The organism is Reichenbachiella sp. 5M10, from assembly GCF_002742335.1.
Taxonomy (GTDB): Bacteria; Bacteroidota; Bacteroidia; order Cytophagales; family Cyclobacteriaceae; genus Reichenbachiella.
Genome location: NZ_MDGR01000007.1, coordinates 1535104 through 1560169 on the forward strand (window position 1 = coordinate 1535104; position 25066 = coordinate 1560169).

Genomic DNA, 25066 nt, shown 5'->3' on the forward strand with positions numbered 1-25066 from the left:
TATGGGGTTACATCAATTGAGTTATTGTGAGGCGTACTACTATTATCAATAATACTAGGCACTGTTGCAAACACTACGTTTGAGGATGTCAATATTAGAGATACTATAAGAAAGTTAACATGTAGTTTCATACAACTCAATTTTTGAAAGAAAATAGGCAGGGTTTAACCTGCCATTTATTAATGATGTATTACTTTTTAATGAGTCTAACACTTAGTGAAAATGAATTATCAACTGATAGTATTCTAGCATTAGATAAGTGTCCAAATGATAAGAAATAGTATTCGTCCTCGTCCGGTGTATCAGACCAAAAAAGACCATGTTCAGTAATCCCATCGTGATCTGAGTACTCAATATATCCGCCATATTGACCTTCGAACCCACTACTACCACCTTTTATTAATTTGGTTTCTGAGTTATCTCCGACTTCTGTGAGAAGTGCTTCGAAATCTTCCTTCGAAGGCACGTGCCATCCTTCTGGGGCGAAATCATCGGTAGTAGCCATTGCCCAAGTGTATAGTTTGCCGTATTCCTCACAGTTGGCTGCATCGTCATCGTAGCATAGCGATCCGGTGTAGTCGTAGTTGAAGTTTTCCGCGAGCCAGGTCTGTGTGCCGATGGTGACGATTTGGTATCTCTGTCCGTCTCGGGTATCGAATAGGGATGTCAAGTCGTCTGCGCTCACTGTGGTCTCTGTGGTACAGAAGTCTGCATCGGTGAGTACGAGGGTGGCGTCTTCGGACTGATCCGCAGTGATCGTCGTGCTCTCGTCTGTGAACTGTCCCTCTTGTGTGCTGCCTCCTGCATAGGTGATCATATAGGTGTAGGGAGCTGTACCCTCTGCTACGGTGAGTGTGATCTCCCCGTCCGAAGCTACTGCAGTAGCGGTGAGTGCACAGGCGGCTAGCTCAGCGGTCGCGCTGCAGTCTGTCTCGTCGGTGACGGTGATGGATTGTGCCTCTGCGGTCTCTGTGAGAGCGATGGTGACGGGTGATTGGCTGGTCTCTCCGTCCTGAGTCGCCCCTCCCTGGTAGGTGACGGTGTAGGCATAGGGAGCTGATCCCTCAGTGATGGTCAGTTGGATCTCATTGGCTGCTGTACGTACTGCGCTGGCTGAGAAGTCGTCACACGAAGGGACTACATCGTCTCCATCGCTATCGTCATCACCGCCACAGGCGACCATGAGAGTAGCCATGATAGCGAGCAGCAGGAGTTGAGAGGTCTTTGTCATGAGTTCATAAAAATTTTGAGTAAGGCGCATAATCCTAGTGTTTATTGTGGTTGTAAATGATAAAATGTGTGATACGAAAAGAATGGAGTTGTCTGCTGGTTGGTTTATTGGCTGGTTTATGGGTTGATTTTACAAGTAAGCAATTTGTGTTCGCTCTTATACACCGTGAAAGTAATTTATTCAAGTATAAATATTGATATTCTAAGCAAAAATATTGCGAATGGCAGAGATAAATTGTTGGGAGCAGGGCGGAGACAGGGAGATCACTTCATTATTCAAGGTTCATAGTTCGACATGGGTTGTTGTTTTTCATGCCCCTCTACTGATGGGGATTGGAGGTGATATTGGTATAATGAATACCGAATGTTCAATGTCGAATGTTGATTTGCTGTGAGGTATTTATCTCCTTACTCCTGCTTTTGAACGCATTGCAAATGCCCAGACGTCATTCATGACGACACGGTAGCGCGTGTTGTATGCGGGAGTGAGGGTCGGGGGGAGTGTGATTGTGGCGACAGAGGAAGAAAATGCTACAGAGGCACTGGTGCCCATATCTTCGTCTCCATCAGGTAGGGTAGTGGTGTAGGTGGTCGCTGCGGTGGTGAAGGTATACTCTAATTGTGCTATTAATTTCAAATGAAATAGTGTAATCGTGATTGTATTCAAGGTTTATGGCTAGGTCGAAAAATGCATATTTGTCCCTGCCCCATTTTTATAACCGGATGCTGATATAGCAGAAGTGATTTCTGAATCAGTACTACTGGCTCCATTATGTAGTTTTACTACTGAAAGACTTGTAGGTGTCGTGACACCTGTTAACCCAACTCGTATTGTCGAAAGATAAGGAGAGGGAGAAGACGTGTTATTGCCATTACTAGAATCGAAACTGGGCTGAGCATTGCCAATTAACGAATAAAATACTGCAATTAGTAGGAATGCTTTTTTCATAATTCTGTATTTCTCACTCTCCTTAAATTCGGTAACTGATTATTTTTTGAGAAGTCTTACCGCAGGGTATTCTTCAATTTCATTGAATATATTGTCCAATCTGGCTAATTGATCTCCGAACCCGAGGAGCAGTTGTGTGTATGAGAACTCAGTGATTTTAGTGGAACTTGCAAACCACCCGTATTGATCAAGTTGTCTGAATTCTTTGTCTGCAGAGTTGTATTGACCAGATAATTGCCCTTCGAATTTTGATGATCCTCCTACCATAAGATCACTACCATCACCACCTATGAAATCGATCAAAGTCTGGTAATCATTCTTAGAAGGTACTTTCCAGCCTTCAGGAGCGAAATCATCGGCAGTGATCATGATGTGATTGTATAGTTTGCCGTATTCCTCACAGTTGGCTGCATCGTCATCGTAGCATAGCGATCCGGAGTAGTCGTAGTTGAAATTTTCCGCGAGCCAAGTCTGTGTGCCGATGGTGACGATTTGGTATCTCTGTCCGTCTCGGGTATCGAGTAGGGATGTCAAGTCGTCTGCGCTCACTGTGGTCTCTGTGGTACAGAAGTCTGCATCGGTGAGTACGAGGGTGGCGTCTTCGGACTGATCCGCAGTGATCGTCGTGCTCTCGTCTGTGAACTGTCCCTCCTGTGTGCTGCCTCCTGTATAGGTGATCACATAGGTGTAGGGAGCGGTACCCTCTGCTACAGTGAGTGTGATCTCCCCGTCCGAAGCTACTGCAGTAGCGGTGAGTGCACAGGCGGCTAGCTCAGCGGTCGCGCTGCAGTCTGTCTCGTCGGTGACGGTGATGGATTGTGCCTCTGCGGTCTCTGTGAGAGCGATGGTGACGGGTGATTGGCTGGTCTCTTGAAAGTAATTTATTCAAGTATAAATATTGATATTCCAAGCGAAAAATATTCGCATTAGAGGCAGAGTTTCGTGAGGGGACTCGAACCAAACACAGGGAGAGCACTTCATTATTCAAGATTCATAGTTCCTATCATTTGAATAATGAATACCGAATGTTCAATGTCGAATGTTGACTTGCTATGAGGTATTTATCTCCTTACTCCTGCTTTTGAACGCATTGCAAATGCCCAGACGTCATTCATGACGACACGGTAGCGCGTGTTGTATGCGGGAGTGAGGGTCGGGGGGAGTGTGATTGTGGCGACAGAGGAAGAAAATGCTACAGAGGCACTGGTGCCCATATCTTCGTCTCCATCAGGTAGGGTCGTGGTGGATATAGAAGGAGGAGTGGCCGCTGCGGTGGTGAAGGAGTACTCCAGATCGGACACGTTGTCTGTTGGAGTATCCCCATCTTCTAGATATTCGAAACGAACTGTGTATATCGTACTATATTCTAATCCTGAAATATTATTGATAGTTAGAGTATAATTTAATTCATCCCAAGATAGGTCTGAGTTTGATATTGTGTTTCCATTTAATGATATGTTGTCAGTTGTTCTTGGGTCTGCTACATCAGAAGCAAAGACTACTGATATTGAAGTTATGTATGGAGTAATATCATCGTCACCAGCAGTAGGTGACGATGATGAAATTGAAGGTATATCTGCAATTGAGGTAAGAACATTAAGCAGAAAAAAGAAACATAAGTTATACTTTCTCATCAATTCAGTTTTTTATTAATCTCAAGCTTAAGTATGCTGAAGTTAAAGTAGAGTTTGCTTCAATAATGGTTCCCTCTTCATCAAGCCTAAACAACCAGGCTCTTGTTGGGTCATCAGAAATTGTGCTTGTCCAGAAATAGGCATCTGTGCCCATTAAGATATATTTTCCATTGTTTTCAACTCCAGCGAATTTTGCTTCAAATTTACTAGACCCGCCTTCTCGTAGTTTGGACACCGCATCATCACCAATTTCAATGATGAAAATATCTCTTTCTTCCTTTGAAGGCACGTGCCATCCTTCTGGGGCGAAATCATCGGCAGTAGCCATTGCCCAAGTGTATAGTTTGCCGTATTCCTCACAGTTGGCTGCATCGTCATCGTAGCATAGCGATCCGGTGTAGTCGTAGTTGAAGTTTTCCGCGAGCCAGGTCTGTGTGCCGATGGTGACGATTTGGTATCTCTGTCCGTCTCGGGTATCGAGTAGGGACGTCAAGTCGTCTGCGCTCACTGTGGTCTCTGTGGTACAGAAGTCTGCATCGGTGAGTACGAGGGTGGCGTCTTCGGACTGATCCGCAGTGATCGTCGTACTCTCGTCTGTGAACTGTCCCTTCTGTGTGCTGCCTCCTGCATAGGTGATCACATAGGTGTAGGGAGCGGTACCCTCTGCTACGGTGAGTGTGATCTCCCCGTCCGAAGCTACTGCAGTAGCGGTGAGTGCACAGGCGGCTAGCTCAGCGGTCGTGCTGCAGTCTGTCTCGTCGGTGACGGTGATGGATTGTGCCTCTGCGGTTTCTGTGAGAGCGATGGTGACGGGTGATTGGCTGGTCTCTCCGTCCTGAGTCGCCCCTCCTTGGTAGGTGACGGTGTAGGCATAGGGAGCTGATCCCTCAGTGATGGTCAGTTGGATTTCATCGGCAGCTGTACGTACTGCGCTGGCTGAGAAGTCGTCACACGAAGGGACTACATCGTCTCCATCGCTATCGTCATCACCGCCACAGGCGACCATGAGAGTAGCCATGATAGCGAGCAGCAGGAGTTGAGAGGTCTTTGTCATGAGTTCATAAAAATTTTGAGTAAGGCGCATAATCCTAGTGTTTATTGTGGTTGAAAATGAAAATGTTTGGTAGTAGAGAATGGGATGGTTAGGTGGTTGATTTTGGTTGGTTATGGTTGATTCTAAAGCAAGAGGGCTGTGTTCGCTCTTGCATACCGTGAAAGTAATCTAATATAAGGTAAAGTAAAGGGTCAGATATGTCTCCAGTTGTAGATGTGGTACCGTCCAATGTTTTAAGTGTTATTTGCCCAATTGATTCTGAACCAACTAGCAGTAAACAAAACACTAAAAATATCATCTTCATATCTTTCCCTTTTATACCTTATTTAGTTGTTCTTACTTTTTGAGTAATCTGACGGATCCCATTACATCAGCAGCAGTTTTTCCGTAACCGTCTGATATTAAGGCAACAGGGTTAGTCCTAATGACTTCCAAAATGTATATTTCCTCGCCGTTGGCATCTGTAGACATTAAGTTCATTATGTCACCAGCTCCACCAAATATAGTCAGTTCATTAATTCCACTGTACGGTAGGTCAAGTCCAGATTCTCCGCCGATTTCTAATTTATCAATTGAGTTATCTCCAACCTCAGTCAAAAGAGCATCTAGATCATCTTTACTAGGGACTTTCCATCCTTCTGGTGCAAAGTCTTCTTGAGTGACCATTTCCCAAGAATAGAACTTGCCATTTACCTCACAGTTGGCTGCATCGTCATCGTAGCATAGCGATCCGGAGTAGTCGTAGTTGAAGTTTTCCGCGAGCCAAGTCTGTGTGCCGATGGTGACGATTTGGTATCTCTGTCCGTCTCGGGTATCGAGTAGGGACGTCAAGTCGTCTGCGCTCACTGTAGTCTCTGTGGTACAGAAGTCTGCATCGGTGAGTACGAGGGTGGCGTCTTCGGACTGATCCGCAGTGATCGTCGTGCTCTCGTCTGTGAACTGTCCCTCCTGTGTGCTGCCTCCTGCATAGGTGATCACATAGGTGTAGGGAGCTGTAGCCTCTGCTACAGTGAGTGTGATCTCCCCGTCCGAAGCTACTGCAGTAGCGGTGAGTGCACAGGCGGCTAGCTCAGCAGTCGCGCTGCAGTCTGTCTCGTCGGTGACGGTGATGGATTGTGCCTCTGCGGTCTCTGTGAGAGCGATGGTGACGGGTGATTGGCTGGTCTCTCCGTCCTGAGTCGCCCCTCCCTGGTAGGTGACGGTGTAGGCATAGGGAGCTGATCCCTCAGTGATGGTCAGTTGGATCTCATTGGCTGCTGTACGTACTGCGCTGGCTGAGAAGTCGTCACACGAAGGGACTACATCGTCTCCATCGCTATCGTCATCACCGCCACAGGCGACCATGAGAGTAGTCATGATAGCGAGCAGCAGGAGTTGAGAGGTCTTTGTCATGAGTTCATAAAAATTTTGAGTAAGGCGCATAATCCTAGTGTTTATTGTGGTTGAAAATGAAAATGTTTGGTAGTAGAGAATGGGAGTGTTAGGTGGTTGGTTATGGTTGATTCTAAAGCAAGAGGGCTGTGTTCGCTCTTGCATACCGTGAAAGTAATTTATTCAAGTATAAATATTGATATTCCAAGCGAAAAATATTCGCATTAGAGGCAGAGTTTCGTGAGGGGACTCGAACCAAACACAGGGAGAGCACTTCATTATTCAAGGTTCATAGTTCCTATCATTTCAATAATGAATACCGAATGTTCAATGTCGAATGTTGATTTGTAGCCCCCAAAATACCGACCAATCCTTTGGTCTTGGTGGGCACTAAGGGAAGAGCAAAGAGATCAACATTGAGACCTAAAAGTTGCGGATGAACCGACTACAAGTACTCGTCAAAACAAACACGTGTGTTTGACCGTCGAAGCACGTGTGTTTGGCGCTCGAAACACGTGTGTTTGATCGATCAAACACACGTGTTTCAAAAAGAAGGATAAAAACCCTCTCCAGGTGTTTTAAACGGCACTTTTGAGAAGGGCTTGGCACGCTTTTGAGGTCATTGTCGTATGATATGAGTTGTGAATAGGCGGGGGTATCAGATACAAAAGCGATAGTCCAGTGGTCGCCTTCTATGGATTGCCATTTTCCTGTTAGCATATCGTTAGTAGCACGAGTAAGTGCCATAGAGCGCTTACTCGTGCAATTTCAGGGTTTGCATGGGCTAAGTATGGCTTCCCTTGGAAGAAAGCTTGGGTTTTCTTCTTGAATTTTCCATGTCAATCCTTCTGGGCTGGGAGTCAATGTAAGGAGGTATGAAAAATCGGGAGAGCGATAATTGAGAAGGGAGAAAGAAATAGGGGATGTTATTCCCGTTTCGGGGAGAATGAAAAAACCAGCATAGTCGTCATCCTCTGCATAGCCGTTGATGTAATTGCCTTCATCTAGTATGTTGAGGTAATACACATATACTGTATCCTGACTTTGCTTTAAAGTCATTTTTAGATCATTGTAGCCGTCTCCGTAGCAATAGTCCTGGGCAAGGTTAGAAGTGTTTTGTGTTTTTGCTGTGCAAGAAGATAAAACCAGTAATACTGAGAGTGTTAGCGCTGTTTTCATTGCGTTTCGTTGAATTTAGTTAGTCGTTTCGTTCTGTTAAGCCATCCTTTTTCGTATTTGCTGCTCTTCAAGGATCGGTAATATTCATTTTGAAGTTTGACAAATTCTTCAACAAATTTATCTGGATCTGCCTTGTTCAGCATTTGAAGTTCAATATCTGATAATCTTGCTTTGTTAACTTCAAGCGTATGTCCAAGTGAGTTGAGGGCTTTTTTTACGTTTTTGTTGATCAAACTAGGAGTCAGTACACTTTGGTCAAGTAGCGCATTTCCAGTCTTTTCACTGGAGATTTCGTTAATCCTATATTTTTCGAAACGGCTATGGATATAATATTCCTTGGCCTGTTCTTTTGTTAAGTTTTGAATGTTGTCAGGATGAGGGTCTATTCCAAGGAATCTCGCTGCAGATGGCCATTCTCTTTTTTCAGCGATTCCATATTTGGTTTTTCCTCCGGGGTCTTTCGGGTCATCTACGTACCCCCCTTCAGATTTGAAAATGTGCTCTAGTTGTTTCTTTGCAAAAGGGGAAAGGCTAGAATCCTTTTCTGATAGCACATCTTGGGGTTGAGCTTTTGGAGAGCTGAGTTTTGGATGTTGAAGGGCGACCAAGGTGTTGTCTATTTTCGTTTTGTGTTTTTTTTCAAGGTAGGTCTTGTGGAGCGTTTCGGGCGCATTTTGAGGTTTTAGAAGGAGTACTTGCCCTGGGTGAATGATCGTTTTGGAGCCATGTTTAAGAAGGTCTTTGTTGAGCGTGACCAATTGATCCAATGACAGGTTGTTGGTTTTAGCAATTTTACTCAGTGTATCTCCAGATTTGATTGTATATCTATCCAGTTTAGCATTCTTTGTACGTGCAGGTTGTTGACGCTTATGTTCAGTAGTGTTTGACTGATTGTACCCCGATAGGGCTTGTATTCTTGCTTTGACGGGATCGGGTAGTGGGGTGGTGTTTTGTTGTTTGGGGCTTGGTAGTTTGTCTTCACTGTGGTTGTATCCCGATAGTGCATCGATACGTGCTTGGATATGATCAGGCAGGGCAGTGTCCTTTTCTTTTCTCTGGAGGGGTTGCTCGAGCCCTTGTTGGTTGTAACTACCGAGGGATTGCTTGGCTCGTAGGATAAACTCCGGAGAGAACGAATCGAGATCGGTCTGCTCGTTGCTTTGCTTGTTGGTGGATTTGTACTTGTTGGTATTGGTCTTGTTGGCGTGTGAGTACATAGGGCTGGTGATTTGGCTATTATATTGGGGTGTAAAATACATATTTTGGGTACCGTGGCAAAGAAAAATTGCAGACAACGGAGTGTTGGATGAATTTTCTCCTGTCCATCGTCAATTTTGGAGCAGAATCAGACGGCAATATCCGTGTATGAGATTATCTTGACGACAATTGCACCGTATGTCGTGTGTATGTTTTTTAGACCTAGTGTCAGCATGGAAGAAATGATCAATACTGTCGATACGGCCTTTGTACAAGACGTCAAGGAGGTTGTGGTTTATATCGAGGAGCTCAGTGAGAATATTGTGACGAACAACAGCAATAGCCATTGGTCGGGCTTCTCCCTGCCCGTAGTGAAGGATGGAGGGGAGTACGCTGACCTCTTGCTCAAACATGGCTTGAGTGACTTGGAGCGACTTGTTTTGATTTTGGCGATGTTGCCGGATATTTATCCCGTCGGGTTGGAGTCTCTAGAGCGAGCTTGTCAGAGCGATCACAACCTGCAATTGATGTCAAGAAGTATACGTCAAGGAGGAACGGCTTTGCTTCCTGTAGGAGGTTTGGTGGTTTTTTTGGTAGGGGAGCAGCATAGACGTCAAGTACAGGAGGCTTTGTCTCCAGGTGGCAAACTCCTGAGTCATGGCCTTATCAATTTGGAAAAAACGGGCAATTCAGCCCCTTTGCTTTCATCCATTGTCTCTCCTACAATGGAGACTAGCGAAGCATTGCTTTTCAATCGCAGGTATCAGCCCTCCTATGGCCAAGATTTTCCTGCACAGCAGTTGGTCTCTAGGTTGAGCTGGGATGACCTGGTGCTGCCGTATGAAACCCATGAGGGGTTGGATGAGGTAGAAAACTGGCTGTGTTGTCATGAGCGCTTGGATGCATTGGAAGGGGTGAGTAGGAAGATCAAGCGAGGGTACCGTGCTTTATTTTATGGTCCCTCGGGTACAGGCAAGACCTTGACGGCCACACTGCTTGGCAAGCAGTTTGACAAAGAAGTCTACCATGTTGACTTGTCGATGATGGTGTCCAAATATGTCGGAGAGACCGAAAAAAACCTCAAGAAAGTATTCGATGCAGCGGAGCACCGTGACTGGATTTTGTTTTTTGACGAGGCAGACGCATTGTTTGGAAAGCGAACCAACACGAGCAGTTCCAATGATCGCTATGCCAACCAAGAGGTGTCCTATTTGCTGCAGCGCATTGAGGATTATCCTGGGATGATTTTGTTGGCGTCTAACTTTAGAGGAAACATGGATCAGGCCTTTTTGAGGCGGTTTCAGTCGATGATTCATTTTCCTATACCATCGACTGAGGAGCGTTTCAAGCTTTGGACCAAGGCGTTTGACAATGAGTTTGAGCTTGCAGAGGATGTTGATTTTCGAAAATTGGCCAAAGACTATGAACTCACAGGGTCTTCGATCAGCAACGTGCTGCGCTACTGTGCTTTGGCTGCCTTGCGTGTAGGGAGCGCATCCATCAATCATGAACTGATCTTGCGCGGCATCAAGCGTGAGCGCCAAAAGGAAGGCAAGTCGATGTAGGCGCTCGTCTAAAACAGCTCACCTTCTATAGAGGTTTTCATCAGTGTCAAGGATTGATTGGTGAAAACATTGGCCGTACCGTAGAGCATGATGTGATCTGCGGTAGTGGAGAGTTGATGGGCTATGTCGTCTCCATAGCTGTTTTCGTACACTTTTTCCCAAATGCCTTCGCCTGTACTAGTCCATTCTGCTACGAGCATATCCTTGTTGTCGATACCGGTGCTTTGGTAGCCTGAGACGAGGAAGTTGTCATCGGCAGAGCGAGTGAAGCCATAGAGGACATATTCGGTACTTCGGGAGAGAGTGACTTTGTTGCCAATCGTGATGTTTCCATGGACGAAAAAGGGCAATACGAACCCTTGAAAGGCACCTTGTTCGTTGGATCCCCCAGTGATGACGTAGTGATTTCGGTCTTGGTAGAGGCCGTAGGCTTGATTGAGGCTGTTGTTGTTTTGTCCAATGGAGACGGTTTCAACCTTCAATCCCATGGTGTCTGCTAGGTTGATGGATAGCGTACTGGTCCCTGTGGTTTGGTCGTTGTTGGATCCTAGCCAAACTATTTCGCTGCTGCTCACTTGCAGGATATCCACGATGTTTTTGGCTATCTCTGGGATGTTGTAGTTGGTCGACCACATGACATCAAAGTCTTGAGGTGATACTTTGATAAGCACATTGTCTGTCAAGGTGTTGTTTTCCCATATTTCAGCAGCGATCATGTAGCTGGTGTTGTCACTCATTTTGACAAAATGCCCATTCTTTTCGTTTTGTCCAGGGACATCAATGGAGACACTGTCCAAGTCATTGCCGGTCAAGTCTACACTCCATAGTACGAGATCTACGGATTGGTCCGGCAGAGTCATATGCCCTAGTGTCAAGATGCGATCCTCTTCTACGATCATATCTGAGGCCTGACCATGTGTCCCATATCCCAATTCATTGGTCCATTCGGTATTGCCGTAGGCGTCGGTTTTGCATAAGAAGTAGTGACTCTCATCGCCTTGACCAGTCGCCTTGGTGGCCAATATATAGGCACCACCATCTTGGCTGGGTGCTAAAGTGACAAAGTCTTCGTCAAATGCACCTCCGATGAATTTTTGATAAATGTTTGGTTGGGTTGATTGGTTGGGTTCGTCTGTTTCACAGCTGTAGAAAAGAGAAGCAGTGATCATGACTATCATGAGTATTTTGAATGACTTCATAAGTAAGGTTGATTTGGGAACCGTTAGAGATTTTTAGATTTCTTGTTCTTCAGTTTTTTTGGCTTGTATATCGGAATGGCATAGCCCAAGTCTATGGTGAGTTGGTTGAGAGAGAAATCGTTTGGGATGTAATTGTATTTGTAAATCAGGTTGGTGTTGTCGTACCTGGATTCGGTGCGGACGAGGTTGTTGAGCCCATAGGAATAACCTATTTCAAACATCAGGTACCCCTTTCCGATCAGGTTTTTCCAATGAAAACCCAGTGCGGCTTGTGCCGAAAAACTATACTGTTCGCGTTGATCGAGTACCTCCTCAGTCGGGCCTACTACAGATTGGATTCCTAGGTCTTGGTTGAGAGAGTCTAGTCTGGCGAGAGTAGCATGGGCAGACAGCAAACGGTTGGCTGTAGCTCCTAATTGGAAGTACAGACGGAAATCGTCTTTGGTGAAATTGAAGCGGGCATTGAGCGGTATACCAATAAATAGCATGGATTCTTTGACGCCAACGACCGAATAACCGAATTGTCGGGCTGTGTAATCAAAGCTGTTGTGAGAAAAGACCAGGCCAGTCGCTACCGAAAAGTGTTTGGATAGGGGGAATTCTGCAGAAAACGTGGCGTTGTATCCCAAGACAGTACTGTATGTACCGAGAGCAGTGTTGGAGTTGTCCAGGCTGTAGTTTTCCCGTACATTGACCAGAGAGCTGTTGACTCCTACTTTGAGTCCAAGTATCGCTACTGGGCGGGTTCTGAACTGGTAGAATAGGTCGATGAATTCTGACGGGTCCACGTTGGGCTCTACTTGATATTCGGGATTGAGAGATAGGAAGTCCTTCATGTAGATGGACGCTTCCTCGTGTTCATTGAGATAGAGGTAAGTGATGATCAGCAATTTGTACATTCTGATTTTATCTTGTTTGTTGAGGTTGCTGTTGCCCTGCACACAAGGTTTGATCAGATCGATGACTTCATCAATTTGTCCATTTTTGTATTTGTCTTCCGCTAGATTGAGGTTGAGTTTACATCCTTTTTCGTCACTATCATCTGGTCTTTGGGCGTGTGCCACAAAGGGTATGATGGATAGCAATAGTAGGATGATTGCGCTGGTTTTGAGATAGCTATACATTGTGATTGGTTTAGGATTAATTGCATGTAGCGTTGACAACCGAACTAAAGTCTTCTCCAGCATAGTGAATCCATTCTTCTTCGTTGAGTTGTGTTCTAGTGATTTTAGGGTTTGGGCAGATCAGGCTGGCCATGTCGTCCATGTCTAGTGGCCAGGTACGGATCAGGTAGTCTCTGCTGCCGGCCCATAGGTGATTGTCATCTTGAGTGAAGGCTATGGACCACACCCAGTCCTGATGGTCACGCAAGATGATAGGGGCATCATCGCTGGATCGTACATTCCAGATTCTCACCGTCTTGTCAAAACTCGCAGTGGCCAAGAAATGGCTACTGTGGTCGAAGGCAATTTGGTTGACACGGGCACTGTGGCCTGGCAGCTCCATCATTTGGTGAGCAGTGATGAGGTAGACTTTTCCTTTTTCATCCCCTACAGCCAGACGACTCCCATCGTGGCTGTAATTGACCGCATAGATGGACGAATTGCTTCTCATGATTGTCGTGACACTTTTGGTAGCCAGGTTGTATTGTTCTACAGCGCCATTGTCTAGGCCAACGACTACTTCGTTTTTTGCAGGGTGTGCACTGACGGCATTTATTTTACCAATGACTTCAGTGATTGGAGTGAACGTTTTCGTGTCAAAAGTGTAGAGCATCAGTTGGTCGTTGGTACCGATACAAATCAGGTTGCCATCATGAGTGAAAGCAATATGCCACGTATCTGTCCAAGTCGTTGGGATGGTTTCTACCAGTCCTTTTCCTGATTTGATATCATAGATCTCGATAAAGTTGAAATTGCCGCTGCAGGCCAACCTGGACTCATCCGAGTTGATGGCCAGTGATTTGTTGATTCGCGTACCGGATTTGTTTTCTTTGACGAAACTATGAAATTGGTTGTTCTTCCATTGAATGATGCTGCCGTCACTACCAGTCGAATAGATGTTCCCCTTTTTTGAAGTGATGATACTTCTGACGTTTTGTTCGTGCTCACTGAGCGTAAAGGCATTGTCATCGCCCAATGAAATGAGCGCATAGTAGAGTCCATCATAGATGTCTGGGTCCTTTTCAAGTTTTTTGGTTTTCCCTGAGCTCTCTACCGATTCATAGAAGTTGTAGGCTTGTTTTGCTACGAGCGCTTTTTTTTCAGGCTTATTTGCATCGATTTCCTTAGACTTGATGGCCATAGATTTGGCAATCGATAGGAGTCGAAGGTCGTTGGCTTGTTGCTCTTGTCGTAGAGCTCTCAGGGCATTGGTATCTGCTTCTACTTTGGCTTGTCGGGCGATCCTTTCTTGGTTTCGAGCTATTTTTGCACTGTGTATGGCATCTTCCTTTGCGAGGACTGCTTCATTTGCACTGATTCTGGCCAGTTCTTCTTGTTCATTGGCTTTTTCGGTTGCTTTTTCGGCGAGGATCTTTTTCTCTTCGGCATCTTTGGCACTTTCTCTCGCCTTGATCCAGGACCATCCTGCTGCTAGAGTGAGCAAAAACATGACCGCTGCAATTCGCCTAAAAATGACAATTCGTCTTTTTTGAACCTTTTCTTTTAGTATTTGGCTTCTTTCGTATTCGGACTCACTTTGCTCTAAGAAAAGCATGGTGCTCTCAAAAGCCTTGTTGTGCATGAGTCCCCATGCCAAACTGGGTTTTTGTTTTTTGTACCAGTCTTGCGCCAGGAGTAGGTCAGGAGGGAGCCAGAGTCCTGCTTTGCCTTCTTGGTGCATGAGGGATGCTTCTGCCAGGCGCAGATAGAGTTTGACCGATTCGGCTTCTTCCTCTACCCAGTCGGAGAGTTCTATCCAGTTGCGCATCAAGCTTTCGTGCGAGATATCAATGACTGTATCGTCTTTGATGTCTGTACCTGCTGGCGGCAGTAGGAGTGACCTAGATGGGCTTCTAAAAAAATCAATGATGTTGGTGATCTTTGTTTGTTCTGCATCGACTATGTCACATATATCCTTGAGTCGGGTTGGTCTACGGATCCCTCGGCCTCCATCTCCTTTTTCAGTGAGTGTTTTGAAGATTTTTTGACAGAGAATTTGATCTTCTCTGTTGAGTTCCTTGTAGGCTTCTCGGGCATGTTCTGAAAGTGCATTCTTGATTCCGCCTATGGCGTTGTAATCATCGAAGGTGATGGCATCCGATGGTGATTTAAATTTTTTCCATTGTGACCAAGTACGCATCATTGCGTGCTGCATGATGGGGAGTTGGTCAGCACTTTCACCCATTTCATCTAGGATGTGCTCTACGAGTTCATCTTCTATTTTTGCGTTCTTGTATCGGACAGGGCCTACGATTGCGTCTTTCTTTTCTTCGCGTGTGAGCTCTGGGATGAGGTATTGGCTCTTGTTGATGATCTCAGTCAGTCGTGGAAACTTCGCGCAATCTCCGATGAAGTCTGCTCTGATAGCTACTACGATATAGACAGGGATGCTTGCATCGTGTAGTGTCGATACGATGATGTCAATGATGGATTTTGCCGCTTTGGCTCCTGATTCATCGTCGGGCGAAAACCGGAAGATTTCTTCGAATTGATCAATAAAAAGAAGGTAATCTGCTTTGCTGGTTTCTGCTTGAGTTTTGAGTATTGCTTTGAAGGATTCGGGGCTATGCAACAAAGTACTTCCGATGTCTTCTGTTTCGGGCACAGCTGTCCAGTGTGCTTCTTGTAGCATCATGCTGTCTGCCAGGCTTTTGATGGGATTCCTGCCGGGAGTCATTGAGAGTACCTTCCAAGAGCGGTCTTGGTTTTGAGTGATTTCGGAAACTACGCCACAGGACATGAAGGAGGATTTTCCGACGCCTGAGGCACCTACGATCGCAATGAAACGCTGTTTCATGAGTTGCTCGAAGACCAGGCTGATTTGAAGCTCACGGCCAAAGAATAAGTCACTTTCGCTGGGCTTGAAAGGGCGAAGACCAGGAAAGGGATTTGTAGAGATGTCGTTGGCTTGGTTTGGCAATTCTGATTCCATAGTGAATGGTTGGTTCATATTAACTTAGGTCGAACACGAGAGGGTCGATTGTGACTCCTATGTGTTCATATTTAGTGTTTTTCAAGATTGATTTGGGGATGGACTCGTCCATGTACAGTGCTTCGCTAAATGCCGTTTTAGAAATCGTGAGTACAATCGATGAAGTGTTGGGTGTAATACTCAATGCGTGAGAATTGTTCATGATATTTAGGGGATGTATCATGTCGTAGACCGTCATGACATCCTTGTGCTCTCCTGAGGTTACGTTTACACTTCCCGCATAGACAAAGTAGTAGTCCATGGACTGGATCGATGGCGAACTGATCTCATCTCCTTTTTGTAAGTGTTGGACAGTGATCATCTTGGTCAAGTTGGCAATCGTGACACCAGACAAGTCTTTGAATTCAGTGACTTTGGTCAAAAACTCTGCAATTTCTTTTCTTAAAATGGCTGATTGGCTGGAAGTGTTTTTGTTTTCGATCTCTACGAGGGTTTCATAGACATAATAAAAGCGATCATTTTGGTTGTACCTGGTTTTGAGTTCTTCAAAGAGTGCTGTGTGGTTTTGAAAGAGAGAATAAGCAGCGGCTTCTCGAAGTATCGGGTGTTTGTTGACCAGTTGAGCAGATAGGATTTCGGCTGTTTTGTCATCTGTAAATACCCCTAGATCCAACAGCGCTCTAGTTTTTGTCCAGCCATTGATCCATTTATAATCTCTAAAAATGATGTTGGTCAGGAGTTCTTTTTTGTTGAATTTCTGACAAGGGAAAAAACCTCTAAGATCGTGGATCTTTTCTTGATAGGTGGTCGCTTGCAGTATAGGTATGAGGTATGTTTTGAGCTCCTCGTTGATAAATAGGTCCAACAGTTGCGAAGCTAGTTCAGATTCATCGATGTTGCTGCTGTTGATGTTGTTCTTTACGGATTCTACGGATTTGGGATCATGCAGTAGAGATAGCAATCTGAAGAGGGTCTCGTATTTGTTTTCAATTTCGATTTCTAAAGCACGGATCAACTCGGATGAACAGTGATGAATTTTGGCATCTGATAGGGCAGACATGTTCCAAACAGTAGCTTCACAGACATCCGAAATTTCTGTTCTAACGCGTAGCGACATTTTGGAATCTTGTACAGTGAACCCACATTTGCTCAAAGCATCTAGTGCGACGGAGACCACATTGTGATTGGGATACTGTAGGTAATCGAGGAGCTTACTTACAGCATATTCATTCCCTATTTTTCCATAAGCCAACAGTATGCGCTGCTGCACTTGTTCGTTTTTTCGATTGAGTTCAAATGCAGTCTCTAGAAGGTCCACAATTTTGTTGTTGTCAGTCGCTAGGGCTGAGATGACGGCATTGGCATGTTCGGGTTGAGCGATGCGATTGATGACCTGATTGAGGGTTTCGGTTTCAGCAAGATCTTTCGCTCCCAAAATGGCATTGAAAATTATATCTGGCAGACTATCACTGTATAGGTTGGCGAGTATTTTTCCCCTTTTTGAGACAGAAATATTTGGAGATAGCAAGGCTCCATACAGGCGTTCGTTGGCTAGTTTACTTGAAGTAAGTTGGGTTACATATTTGGTGTTGTTGGAGATAGTCTTGCTTTGTGAAAGTGTCTTTGCCGCTCTTACAATCAGCTTTTGTGTTTTGAGTATCGGAAAATACCGGCTCTCTTGTACGAGATTGAGTTTGGGCAGGGCAGCAATGAGGTGTAGGTTTTGTACTTCTTTTACTACGTATTCTTGCACTCCCTCGTGGTTGTGATCCACCAACAAGGTCAAACTCTCTCGGTAGGCTAAGGGATCGATTATTTTTAGGATCTTAAGTTGGGTGATTACGTGGGGGAAGTCCGAAGTTAGTACTTTGGAGGAGAGTATGGTCGACAGGCTCTCTGTAAAAGCCTGGTCATGTTTGATTAAATTTCGTTGCCTGTCCAAGTTCTTTTCCAACAGAGCGGTGTAATTTCGGTGCATTCGTTTGTAAACAATGAACCACGCTACACTACATAAGACAATCGTAGTACCTAGCGCAATAGGCGTGGTGCCATGTGCTGGGAGCATCTGATGCAGTTGGATGTTTGTGGTAGATAAGTATACAACCCCTGAAGTGATCGCTACAGCAATGAACAGACCGTAGCCTATGACGATGTTTTCAATGCTGTTTTTTTGCCGTTTGTCAAGCGGACTGAAATAAGCATCCATACTCGTGTTTTGAAACCCAAGAATAAACGCCAAAACGATAATAGTGAAAATGTTGCAAACAATATAGTATCTGATACTAGAGTTGTCTTGACCCGCAAAGGAGTAAAAAACACCTATGCCGATACAGATCAGTGTGCTTAGTACGACTATCCAGGGGATTAGCGACAGGATTTTTGAGATTCCGTATGTCCTCACTCGCTGGGAGTATACTTGGGATACAGCCAGACAAGTAAAGAATGCAGCAACCAGTATAAATACACCCATGCCGAGTAGCGGGCTGGATTGGAGTCTGCCATGCTCCAAGAGGGTGTGGAGAAACCATGCGCCAAATGTGAATAGGACAAGCTGACTGAGCAGTATGTAAGCAAATAGGTTGCGGTAGTACTTGTTGCGAATCAATTTGAAGAAGCGGTTTTGATAGCGCAAGTACTGGTTGCTCCATTTCAGCTCATTGAGTGTCTTATGTTTGAGTGAGGTCAGTTGTATCAGCAGTAGTGCCAAAAATGACGCACCAACTCCGATGAGAAGGAGTATGGACAAGTCGCTATCGTTGTGGAGGTTTCCTTTTTGCAACATTAGCACGTATAGACTCACCCCAATGATGACAGAAAAGTAAAAGCCTAAGCGGGAATAAAGGACATATTTTTTTGATGCCCTGAGGTCCAGTAGGTCATGGACGATGAGTCTGGCCGACTTAAGAACTAGCCAAGAAATAGGTGTAAAGCAAATAAGTTGAAGTTCGTGAAAGCCCAATGAATAAAAAGTGGCTTTGGTAGTACCTACATAAAATAAGAAGTACTGTAACACAGACACCGTGAACAGGATCACTGAGGTAGAGTGGTCCGTAGAAAGTCTCCGTTGCAAAAAACTATAAAACGTGTTGGCAGCAATTCCAACTCCTGCAGACAATAGCAGGATCTTGGGTAATTCAGAAAAGAGGAGAGAAGTAGAAATTACAGACAGACTTACAATGATTTGGCAGCAAAAAATAAGGCCAAATGCAAATTCAATCGTGTTGAGGCTGGATAGGCTATCTCTAGAGTATGCTTTAGTTGGTTGGCTGGTTTTAGGGTTCATTAGGTTGTGGATGACAGTCCCAAATCTATAGATCTAGGTATTTCTTGCAATTCAAGACGTGAAAATACAATAAGTCTTTTAAGAAACAAGCAAAATAATACATGTATATAATTTCCTATTAAATATTGAAATTGTGATAAAAGATTGTTGGTAGTTTGTGTAATTATATTTTACTTACGCCCAAATCAGTTCTAGCGATTAGAAATGATGTTATAATCAACCGTTATTAATCAACCAAACTATTACCAATCAAAACCGCCTTGCTTACCCCTAAGATTACCAGCTATCTTTTTTGTTTGTTTTTGTTTGTAGCATGTACTGCTCAAGCTCAAAATGATCCTCTCAAGTCTTTTTTTAGCGAAAGAGTCAAGGAGTATAGAGAGACAGATACCATTCCGACGGTTCAGAGGGAAGAGGGAGACTTGGATCCGCAGTTGTCAGAAGAAGAGCTGGATTCTGCGATTCTCTCGGCAGATGCCATTGGTGGAGGTGAGCAAAATGCCATCGACACGACCTCTTTCTTGCAGCGAGCCAATGCTGTCAAAAAAAGAAAGCCTAGCAAACGGTACAAAAAAGAGTCTCAATGGGATACATATTATGGGATCACAGAGGCGGAGAGTTACAAAAAAGAACATCTGCTTAAGGATGAATTCAAAGTGTTTGGATGGCATCCCTATTGGATGGGATCTGCATACAAGGAGTACAACTTCTCATTGCTCTCGACCATCGCCTACTTTTCTTATGAACTGAACCCGGAAACGGGAGGGTATCATACGGTGCATGATTGGAAAACGACAAGTTTGATTGACTCTGCCAAAGCACATGATACGAGGGTGCTGTTGAGTGTAACCAATTTTGGAGCATCCAATAATAGGAAATTTCTTTCCTCACCCAATGCTCAGGATCGTCTCATCAATGAATTGATATCCTTGCTGAGTGAGAGAGGAGCTCATGGTGTCAATATTGATTTTGAAAATATCCCCTCCAATCAGAGAGAGAACTTTACTTCCTTTCTTATCCAGTTGTCCAATAAATTGAAGCTAGCGAATAAGGACTATCGAGTCACTTTGGCCGTGCCACCTATTGATCATGCTCATGTGTATGAATTTGCGCATATCAATGGCTACATAGACCTATTTATCATCATGGGGTACGAGTTTTATGGTATCACTAGCAGTGAGGCGGGCCCTGTTTCTCCCATTGGTAGTGGCAACTATTGGTGGGATTATAACCTACAGAGTGCTCTGGATGAATACAGTGCTGAGGGTATCCCATTTGGCAAAACGCTCATGGGGTTGCCGTATTATGGAGCCGAGTGGAAGACGCACAGTTTAAAGTTTCCTTCCAAGGTGAAGCAGTTTATGAAGTATCCCATGTATCGGGATGTGAAAAGAAAATATGGAGATCTGCCGTGCTGCGAAGATGAGGGTAGCAAGAGTAAGTATTATGTCTATAGGGATGCGGACAATGACTATCGTCAATTATGGTATGAAGACAGTTTGTCCCTGAGTAAAAAATATGATTGGATCATCGAAAAGGGACTTGGGGGAGTCGGTATATGGGCTCTTGGCTATGACAATGGTCACGACGAGCTCTGGAGATTGTTAGCAGCCAAATTTGCTCATACTGGTTTGGAAGAAAAAACGGCTCGAATGGGGAACTTTTTTAGTCGCTATTCTCCGAGAAGGATCATGATGATGTTGATGCGAATCATCAAGGACCCCACGTATCTGGCGAGAAACCCGAGACCATTGCTGTCTATTTTTGGAGCTATATCGGGAGTGAGTCTTCTAGGTTTTTTCTTTATCTACCGATACGGGTATAGAATATCTCGTTCTTTCAATGTGGCCATCAAAGGCACCATTGTACTCCTCGTCTTGGTTTTGATAGGGTTGATTTTTTTGGCAATGAAATTTTCGGTGGCTGGACAGCTACTCTATATGACCATAGGTTTTGTGCTTGGAGGAGTGATCATTATGCTCATAAGTAGAAGGTTCTTAAGAGAAGTAGAATTACCATAACTATGATAGGATCAGCATTAAATACTGTAGCAGATACAATCAATGAGTACTTGAGCAACAGGTACTCAATCAGTGAGGATAAAGTCGTTGTGTCCAATTTGGTCGATTCGGAAGGGAATGTCGCAGTGACCGAACCCAATAAACTGGTATTGAGTCTTGTCAATCTGCAACCGGAAAAAATTGCTCAAAGAGGCCAAGTGTCGAACAAGGGTGTTTTGAATGTCAATCTGTATGTCTTGTTTTCGTCTACATTTTCAGATTTGAATTATGCAGAAGGTTTGGATTATATCGCTGGAGTCATGTCATTCTTTCATGCCAACAATGTATTGAATCATTCGAATGCACCGAATCTAGACAGTGGGTTGGAAAAACTGACCTTTGACATTTTTGCTCAGGACTTGCAAGATGCAAGCAACTTGTGGGGAGCCTTGGGAGCGAAATACATGCCGTCTGTGATCTACAAAATGAGGATGGTTACACTCAAAGAAGGAGACTTTGGTTTGAGTGCTCCATTGACAGGACTTACTACGCGATTCTGATGATTAGCTTTCAGTTTCAATATCGTCCATTTATCGATGTTTCCATCGGACATGAGTTTTTTGACAGCTCAGTATTGAGTCAAATGAATGTAGTGCCCGATGCTCGTACCGAATATTGGCTGAGGAAGCTCAATATGGTGTTTAAGTGTGATGCGCATAGCTTCAAATTGTTGGTAGATCATACGGCACAAGATGCGTTTTGGATGAAGGTTAAGCACCTAAGCGAACTGAATTTGGGGTTTTGGATATCATATAAGACCCCTTACTTCAGAAACGTCACAGCCAATACTTCACTTGAGCTGAATCAATTTTTCTTGTTGGACAACTCGAATACTAAAAGCAACAAGCTACATGCCAGCGATTTTGCTTCAGAGAGTGAATGGATAGATGGGATGGATAGTGCGGACGAACTGGGTATAGATGCAGAGGTGCAGGATGCCTCGGGCCATTCACTGGACACCCTCACTGAAGGGTTGGTATATGTAAAGACCGAATCTGGGCTTGAAAAGAAGTTGCAGTTGCCAGACCGAGGGGTTAGGTACCCCATAGGTTATGTCTTTCTGCGATTTGATAAGGACCAAATAGAATCGATAGGGACGAGTATTAGAAGAGGGGAAGGGATTCCAGGGTATGATTACGAGGTGGCTTTTCAAGCTAGAGAAGTGACCTGGAAGTATATCCTGCAGTCCAAATATTCGATTGACCTAAAGAAAACACATATCAAGTCTGAGTCCCATAAGGTCACATTCAGTGGACCGGATGCAGAGCCTCATCGATCGGGTATGGAGACGTTTTCTTTTCAATCCAAAGTGCCATTGAAATTGTCCGAGTTTTCGGAATTTCATTTCCAATTGACAGAAAAATCAGGCAAAAGTGCCGATAAGATATTGATTAAAAGGCTGCCCGTACCACGAGTAGATTCTTTGATCATGGATAATACGAGTAATAAACTGCTCGCTCAAATAAATGTTAATTTGTAAATAACCACTAACAAAAATCTAGAAGATGGCATTAAATTTAGCTACTCCTGGTGTTTACATTGAAGAGTTAAACGCCTTTCCGAATTCTGTAGCAGGAATTCCGACTTCTGTACCAGCTTTTGTAGGCTATACGGAAAAAACAAAAAGAGACGGGAAGTCTCTTGTGAATCAACCAGTAAGGATCAACTCCCTGTCTGATTACATCAAACATTTTGGTACAGGTGCCAAGTCTACTTTCAGTATTCAAGAAGCGCAAGGTTCGGATGAAGCTGTAGTGGAGGTATCTGGTAGAGGGTACAAATTGGTGCCAGATTCGGCTACCCGATTTATTCTCTTTGATAGTATTCGACTTTTCTTTGCAAATGGGGGAAGTACGTGTTGGGTAGTGAGTGTTGGTGGGTATACCACGAGTACTGTAGCTCCTGCACCAGCGAAAAGTAAAGAGGGCAAAGAGGGGAAAGAACCTGCTGCCGCAACGGAAGTTGCTAAACCCAATACTATTTCTAAAAAAATGCTTTTGGAAGGAGTGGAGGCATTGGTCGCAGAATCAGAGCCGTCCATGCTGTTGGTCCCAGAAGCAGTGATGCTCTCTGAGGGGGATTGTTCGGCAGTGCAACAAGATATGTTGACGCATTGTGGGTTCAAGATGCGAGATAGATTTGCCTTATTGGATGTCCATAATGGTACCAAGCCAAGATCATATGATGCAAATGATGTGATTGCTAAATTCAGAGAAGGTATAGGTCTCAATCAACTTTCTTTTGGGGCGGCATATTATCCATGGGTACACAGTACAGTTGTGGATTCAGAAGAGATTGATGTGAGCAATATCACCAATCTAGATGTATTGGAATCTGTGTTAGGAGCTGAGGCGGATGTTTTGGCGGACTCACCCAAAAAGGCAGAAGAGGTCAAGGCTGAGTTGAAGAAAGTATCTCAAGGAACCATGAACACGGAGCAAGCTACGCAAATGCTAGGTGTTATAAGTCCTTCATTCAAGAAGTTTCAGGCCGCTATAAGAACCTACTTGAATATACTTCCACCAGCTGCAGGTATGGCAGGTGTCTACTGTATGGTGGACAATGAAAGAGGGATCTGGAAGGCTCCAGCCAATGTAAGCATCAATTCGGTTGTTGCTCCGACTGTGAGGCTGACCAATGAGGACCAAGAAGATTTGAACGTGACGGTATCTGGAAAATCTATCAATGCGATCAGAGCATTTGTAGGTGATGGAACCACCGTTTGGGGTGCTAGAACGTTGAATGGCAACAGTCAAGATTGGAAATACATCAACGTACGTCGAACGGTTACTTTTATAGAGGAGTCGATCAAGTACGCCGCGAAGAAGTATGTGTATGAACCCAATACAGCGAATACATGGGTGCAAATTCGAAGCATGATAAGTTCTTTTCTGAGCAATATTTGGAGACAAGGAGGCTTAGTAGGATTGACTTCAGATCAAGCTTTTGAGGTGCAAGTAGGCATGGGCTCTACCATGACGCCAAATGATGTATTGGATGGTGTCATGAATATCACTGTCAAAGTAGCAGTGTCTAGACCCGCCGAATTCATTGTGATTACATTCCAGCAAAAAATGCAGGAATCTTAATTTATTTTTTTAACACATTAAATAGAAATAGACATGGCAGAAGAACTATGGCCGATTCCTAAGTTTCATTTTGAAGTGACTTGGGGAGATATAGATTTAGGATTCCAGGAAGTGACTGGATTGGAAATGGAAACACAGTTTATTGAGTACAGAGCAGGAAATGATCCTGAGCTGATTACTCAGAAGCTACCAGGATTGAAAAAACACGGAAACATTACTTTGAAGAAAGGTGTGTTTGAAAACGATACCACATTCTACGATTGGTTTGCAGATGTACAGACCAATACGGAAAGAAGAGAGGATATCACTATTTCTTTGCTCAATGAAGAGCATGAACCCGTGATGACTTGGACGGTGAGGAATGCTTTCCCGGTGAAGATTTCTGGTCCAGACCTTAAAGCTGATGCCAATGAGGTCGCGTTAGAAACGATCGAACTGGCCCACGAAGGCATAGAGCAGTCTGCGGGGTAATTGTAACTGCATCTAATGGAAAAGCGACAGATAGCAGGAATTGATGAGTATCCCTTGACGGGATACCGGTTTCAGCTGACGCTTGCTGGACTTACGTCAGTAGTCCAGCAAGCTGCTGGAGCTGGAGATGCTAGTTTTCAGGAGATTTCTGGGATTAGTACGCAGATGACAGTAGAAGAGTACAAGGAAGGTGGGGAAAATAGATTTACCCACCATTTACCTCTTCATGTCAAACATTCGAATTTGATATTGAAACGAGGGATCGTTGGAAAAGCCAGTGAACTCACCAATTGGTGCAATACCACTTTGAACTCGGGGCTAGCCATGCCTATTGAGCTCAAGCAAGTCTTTGTACAGTTGATGGATGAGACGAATAAACCCGTGCTGGGTTGGACTTTTTTGAATGCATATCCTGTGAAGATAGAGTACTCTGCATTGGATGCTCAGAAAGGAGATATATTCATTCAGACCGTAGAGATTTGTCATCAAGGGGTTATGGAAATGGTGTTTTAATTATGTCAATAGAAATTAAAGAACTCAAGATAAAAATGACTGTATCTCAACATAAACAAGTCAATGTAACAGGAGGGACAGGAATGAGCAAGGGAGAGGAAGAGCGCCTGATAAGGAAAATTGCAAGTCAGGTGATTGATCATGTCAATAGAAAATCAGAACGATAGTCAACTGTTA

General features: G+C 44.3%; 22 protein-coding genes. 9 read left to right on the forward strand and 13 right to left on the reverse strand.

Translation table 11 applies throughout. The features are described from left to right. Positions 1–190: 190 nt before the first annotated feature. The 4 genes from BFP72_RS06175 to BFP72_RS06185 form a co-directional block, all read right to left on the reverse strand. On the reverse strand, positions 191–1261 hold the full coding sequence (locus BFP72_RS06175; protein WP_099598303.1) for an FISUMP domain-containing protein: 1071 nt from the start codon (positions 1259–1261) through the stop codon (positions 191–193). A gap of 369 nt (positions 1262–1630) precedes the next feature. Further along, positions 1631–1867, reverse strand: a complete 237-nt coding sequence (locus BFP72_RS06180) for a hypothetical protein (RefSeq protein ID WP_143519953.1) — start codon at positions 1865–1867, stop codon at positions 1631–1633. Between the two features lie 39 nt (positions 1868–1906). Continuing rightward, the gene (locus BFP72_RS18965) at positions 1907–2179 is read right to left on the reverse strand and encodes a hypothetical protein (protein WP_143519954.1); all 273 of its coding nucleotides are present in this window, start codon (positions 2177–2179) and stop codon (positions 1907–1909) included. A 39-nt stretch (positions 2180–2218) separates the two neighbouring features. Next, positions 2219–2860, reverse strand: a complete 642-nt coding sequence (locus BFP72_RS06185) for an FISUMP domain-containing protein (protein WP_158233307.1) — start codon at positions 2858–2860, stop codon at positions 2219–2221. Between the two features lie 31 nt (positions 2861–2891). Here BFP72_RS06185 and BFP72_RS19135 point away from each other — a divergent pair, with 31 nt between their 5' ends. Continuing rightward, on the forward strand, positions 2892–3053 hold the full coding sequence (locus BFP72_RS19135; protein WP_158233308.1) for a hypothetical protein: 162 nt from the start codon (positions 2892–2894) through the stop codon (positions 3051–3053). Positions 3054–3240: 187 nt separating this feature from the next. Here BFP72_RS19135 and BFP72_RS18970 read toward each other — a convergent pair whose 3' ends face one another. From BFP72_RS18970 to BFP72_RS06210, 5 genes are all read right to left on the reverse strand, one after another. Further along, positions 3241–3813 carry an Ig-like domain-containing protein gene (locus tag BFP72_RS18970; protein ID WP_143519955.1) on the reverse strand — a complete coding sequence of 191 codons (573 nt, stop codon included), beginning with the start codon at positions 3811–3813 and terminating at the stop codon, positions 3241–3243. A gap of 4 nt (positions 3814–3817) precedes the next feature. Beyond that, positions 3818–4897: an FISUMP domain-containing protein gene (locus tag BFP72_RS06195; protein WP_099598307.1), complete on the reverse strand. Its 1080-nt coding sequence runs from the start codon at positions 4895–4897 to the stop codon at positions 3818–3820. A 306-nt stretch (positions 4898–5203) separates the two neighbouring features. Continuing rightward, positions 5204–6289, reverse strand: coding sequence for an FISUMP domain-containing protein (locus BFP72_RS06200; protein ID WP_158233309.1), 1086 nt, complete (start codon positions 6287–6289; stop codon positions 5204–5206). A gap of 717 nt (positions 6290–7006) precedes the next feature. Further along, on the reverse strand, positions 7007–7297 hold the full coding sequence (locus BFP72_RS06205) for a hypothetical protein (RefSeq protein WP_099598309.1): 291 nt from the start codon (positions 7295–7297) through the stop codon (positions 7007–7009). A gap of 116 nt (positions 7298–7413) precedes the next feature. Beyond that, positions 7414–8634 carry a glycosyl hydrolase 108 family protein gene (locus BFP72_RS06210; protein ID WP_158233310.1) on the reverse strand — a complete coding sequence of 407 codons (1221 nt, stop codon included), beginning with the start codon at positions 8632–8634 and terminating at the stop codon, positions 7414–7416. A 117-nt stretch (positions 8635–8751) separates the two neighbouring features. On the opposite strand from BFP72_RS06210, the gene BFP72_RS06215 reads away from it, so the two are divergent. Further along, the gene (locus BFP72_RS06215; protein WP_143519956.1) at positions 8752–10179 is read left to right on the forward strand and encodes an ATP-binding protein; all 1428 of its coding nucleotides are present in this window, start codon (positions 8752–8754) and stop codon (positions 10177–10179) included. Positions 10180–10187: 8 nt separating this feature from the next. On the opposite strand, the gene BFP72_RS06220 is transcribed toward BFP72_RS06215, so the two are convergent. Genes BFP72_RS06220 through BFP72_RS06235 form a run of 4 tightly spaced genes read right to left on the reverse strand, consistent with a single transcriptional unit; the run spans position 10188 to position 18255 of the window. Further along, on the reverse strand, positions 10188–11378 hold the full coding sequence (locus tag BFP72_RS06220; RefSeq protein WP_099598312.1) for a hypothetical protein: 1191 nt from the start codon (positions 11376–11378) through the stop codon (positions 10188–10190). Positions 11379–11401: 23 nt separating this feature from the next. Further along, positions 11402–12502: a porin family protein gene (locus BFP72_RS06225; RefSeq protein WP_158233311.1), complete on the reverse strand. Its 1101-nt coding sequence runs from the start codon at positions 12500–12502 to the stop codon at positions 11402–11404. Between the two features lie 16 nt (positions 12503–12518). Then, the gene (locus BFP72_RS06230; protein WP_158233312.1) at positions 12519–15473 is read right to left on the reverse strand and encodes a WD40 repeat domain-containing protein; all 2955 of its coding nucleotides are present in this window, start codon (positions 15471–15473) and stop codon (positions 12519–12521) included. A gap of 19 nt (positions 15474–15492) precedes the next feature. After that, positions 15493–18255, reverse strand: coding sequence for a HEAT repeat domain-containing protein (locus tag BFP72_RS06235; protein WP_143519957.1), 2763 nt, complete (start codon positions 18253–18255; stop codon positions 15493–15495). Positions 18256–19058: 803 nt separating this feature from the next. Between BFP72_RS06235 and BFP72_RS06240 the strand changes: the two genes are divergently transcribed. Genes BFP72_RS06240 through BFP72_RS19140 form a run of 7 tightly spaced genes read left to right on the forward strand, consistent with a single transcriptional unit; the run spans position 19059 to position 25056 of the window. Then, entirely contained in the window at positions 19059–20777 is a 1719-nt protein-coding gene (locus BFP72_RS06240) for a glycosyl hydrolase family 18 protein (RefSeq protein ID WP_143519958.1), read from the forward strand. Positions 20778–20779: 2 nt separating this feature from the next. Then, a complete protein-coding gene (locus BFP72_RS06245; RefSeq protein WP_099598317.1) occupies positions 20780–21316 on the forward strand; it encodes a DUF4255 domain-containing protein in 537 nt (178 codons plus the stop codon). Further along, positions 21316–22296 carry a hypothetical protein gene (locus BFP72_RS06250; protein ID WP_099598318.1) on the forward strand — a complete coding sequence of 327 codons (981 nt, stop codon included), beginning with the start codon at positions 21316–21318 and terminating at the stop codon, positions 22294–22296. Before BFP72_RS06245 ends, BFP72_RS06250 begins: the two co-directional genes overlap by 1 nt. A 25-nt stretch (positions 22297–22321) precedes the next feature. After that, the gene (locus BFP72_RS06255) at positions 22322–23905 is read left to right on the forward strand and encodes a phage tail sheath C-terminal domain-containing protein (RefSeq protein WP_099598319.1); all 1584 of its coding nucleotides are present in this window, start codon (positions 22322–22324) and stop codon (positions 23903–23905) included. 33 nt (positions 23906–23938) lie between these two features. Next, positions 23939–24376, forward strand: coding sequence for a phage tail protein (locus tag BFP72_RS06260; protein WP_099598320.1), 438 nt, complete (start codon positions 23939–23941; stop codon positions 24374–24376). A gap of 15 nt (positions 24377–24391) precedes the next feature. Beyond that, positions 24392–24889, forward strand: a complete 498-nt coding sequence (locus tag BFP72_RS06265; protein ID WP_099598321.1) for a phage tail protein — start codon at positions 24392–24394, stop codon at positions 24887–24889. A 2-nt stretch (positions 24890–24891) separates the two neighbouring features. After that, complete coding sequence (locus BFP72_RS19140; RefSeq protein WP_158233313.1) at positions 24892–25056, forward strand: DUF5908 family protein; 165 nt, start codon at positions 24892–24894, stop codon at positions 25054–25056. Positions 25057–25066 lie beyond the last annotated feature (10 nt).

Coding starts and splice junctions, on each gene's coding strand:
- BFP72_RS06175 (WP_099598303.1), bottom strand. CDS start 1,261: ATGCGCCTTACTCAAAATTTTTATGAACTCATGACAAAGACCTCTCAA.
- BFP72_RS18965 (WP_143519954.1), bottom strand. CDS start 2,179: ATGAAAAAAGCATTCCTACTAATTGCAGTATTTTATTCGTTAATTGGC.
- BFP72_RS18970 (WP_143519955.1), bottom strand. CDS start 3,813: ATGAGAAAGTATAACTTATGTTTCTTTTTTCTGCTTAATGTTCTTACC.
- BFP72_RS06195 (WP_099598307.1), bottom strand. CDS start 4,897: ATGCGCCTTACTCAAAATTTTTATGAACTCATGACAAAGACCTCTCAA.
- BFP72_RS06200 (WP_158233309.1), bottom strand. CDS start 6,289: ATGCGCCTTACTCAAAATTTTTATGAACTCATGACAAAGACCTCTCAA.
- BFP72_RS06205 (WP_099598309.1), bottom strand. CDS start 7,297: ATGACTTTAAAGCAAAGTCAGGATACAGTATATGTGTATTACCTCAAC.
- BFP72_RS06210 (WP_158233310.1), bottom strand. CDS start 8,634: ATGTACTCACACGCCAACAAGACCAATACCAACAAGTACAAATCCACC.
- BFP72_RS06220 (WP_099598312.1), bottom strand. CDS start 11,378: ATGAAGTCATTCAAAATACTCATGATAGTCATGATCACTGCTTCTCTT.
- BFP72_RS06225 (WP_158233311.1), bottom strand. CDS start 12,502: ATGTATAGCTATCTCAAAACCAGCGCAATCATCCTACTATTGCTATCC.
- BFP72_RS06230 (WP_158233312.1), bottom strand. CDS start 15,473: ATGGAATCAGAATTGCCAAACCAAGCCAACGACATCTCTACAAATCCC.
- BFP72_RS06235 (WP_143519957.1), bottom strand. CDS start 18,255: ATGTTGCAAAAAGGAAACCTCCACAACGATAGCGACTTGTCCATACTC.
- BFP72_RS06245 (WP_099598317.1), top strand. CDS start 20,780: ATGATAGGATCAGCATTAAATACTGTAGCAGATACAATCAATGAGTAC.
- BFP72_RS06250 (WP_099598318.1), top strand. CDS start 21,316: ATGATTAGCTTTCAGTTTCAATATCGTCCATTTATCGATGTTTCCATC.
- BFP72_RS06255 (WP_099598319.1), top strand. CDS start 22,322: ATGGCATTAAATTTAGCTACTCCTGGTGTTTACATTGAAGAGTTAAAC.
- BFP72_RS06260 (WP_099598320.1), top strand. CDS start 23,939: ATGGCAGAAGAACTATGGCCGATTCCTAAGTTTCATTTTGAAGTGACT.
- BFP72_RS06265 (WP_099598321.1), top strand. CDS start 24,392: ATGGAAAAGCGACAGATAGCAGGAATTGATGAGTATCCCTTGACGGGA.
- BFP72_RS19140 (WP_158233313.1), top strand. CDS start 24,892: ATGTCAATAGAAATTAAAGAACTCAAGATAAAAATGACTGTATCTCAA.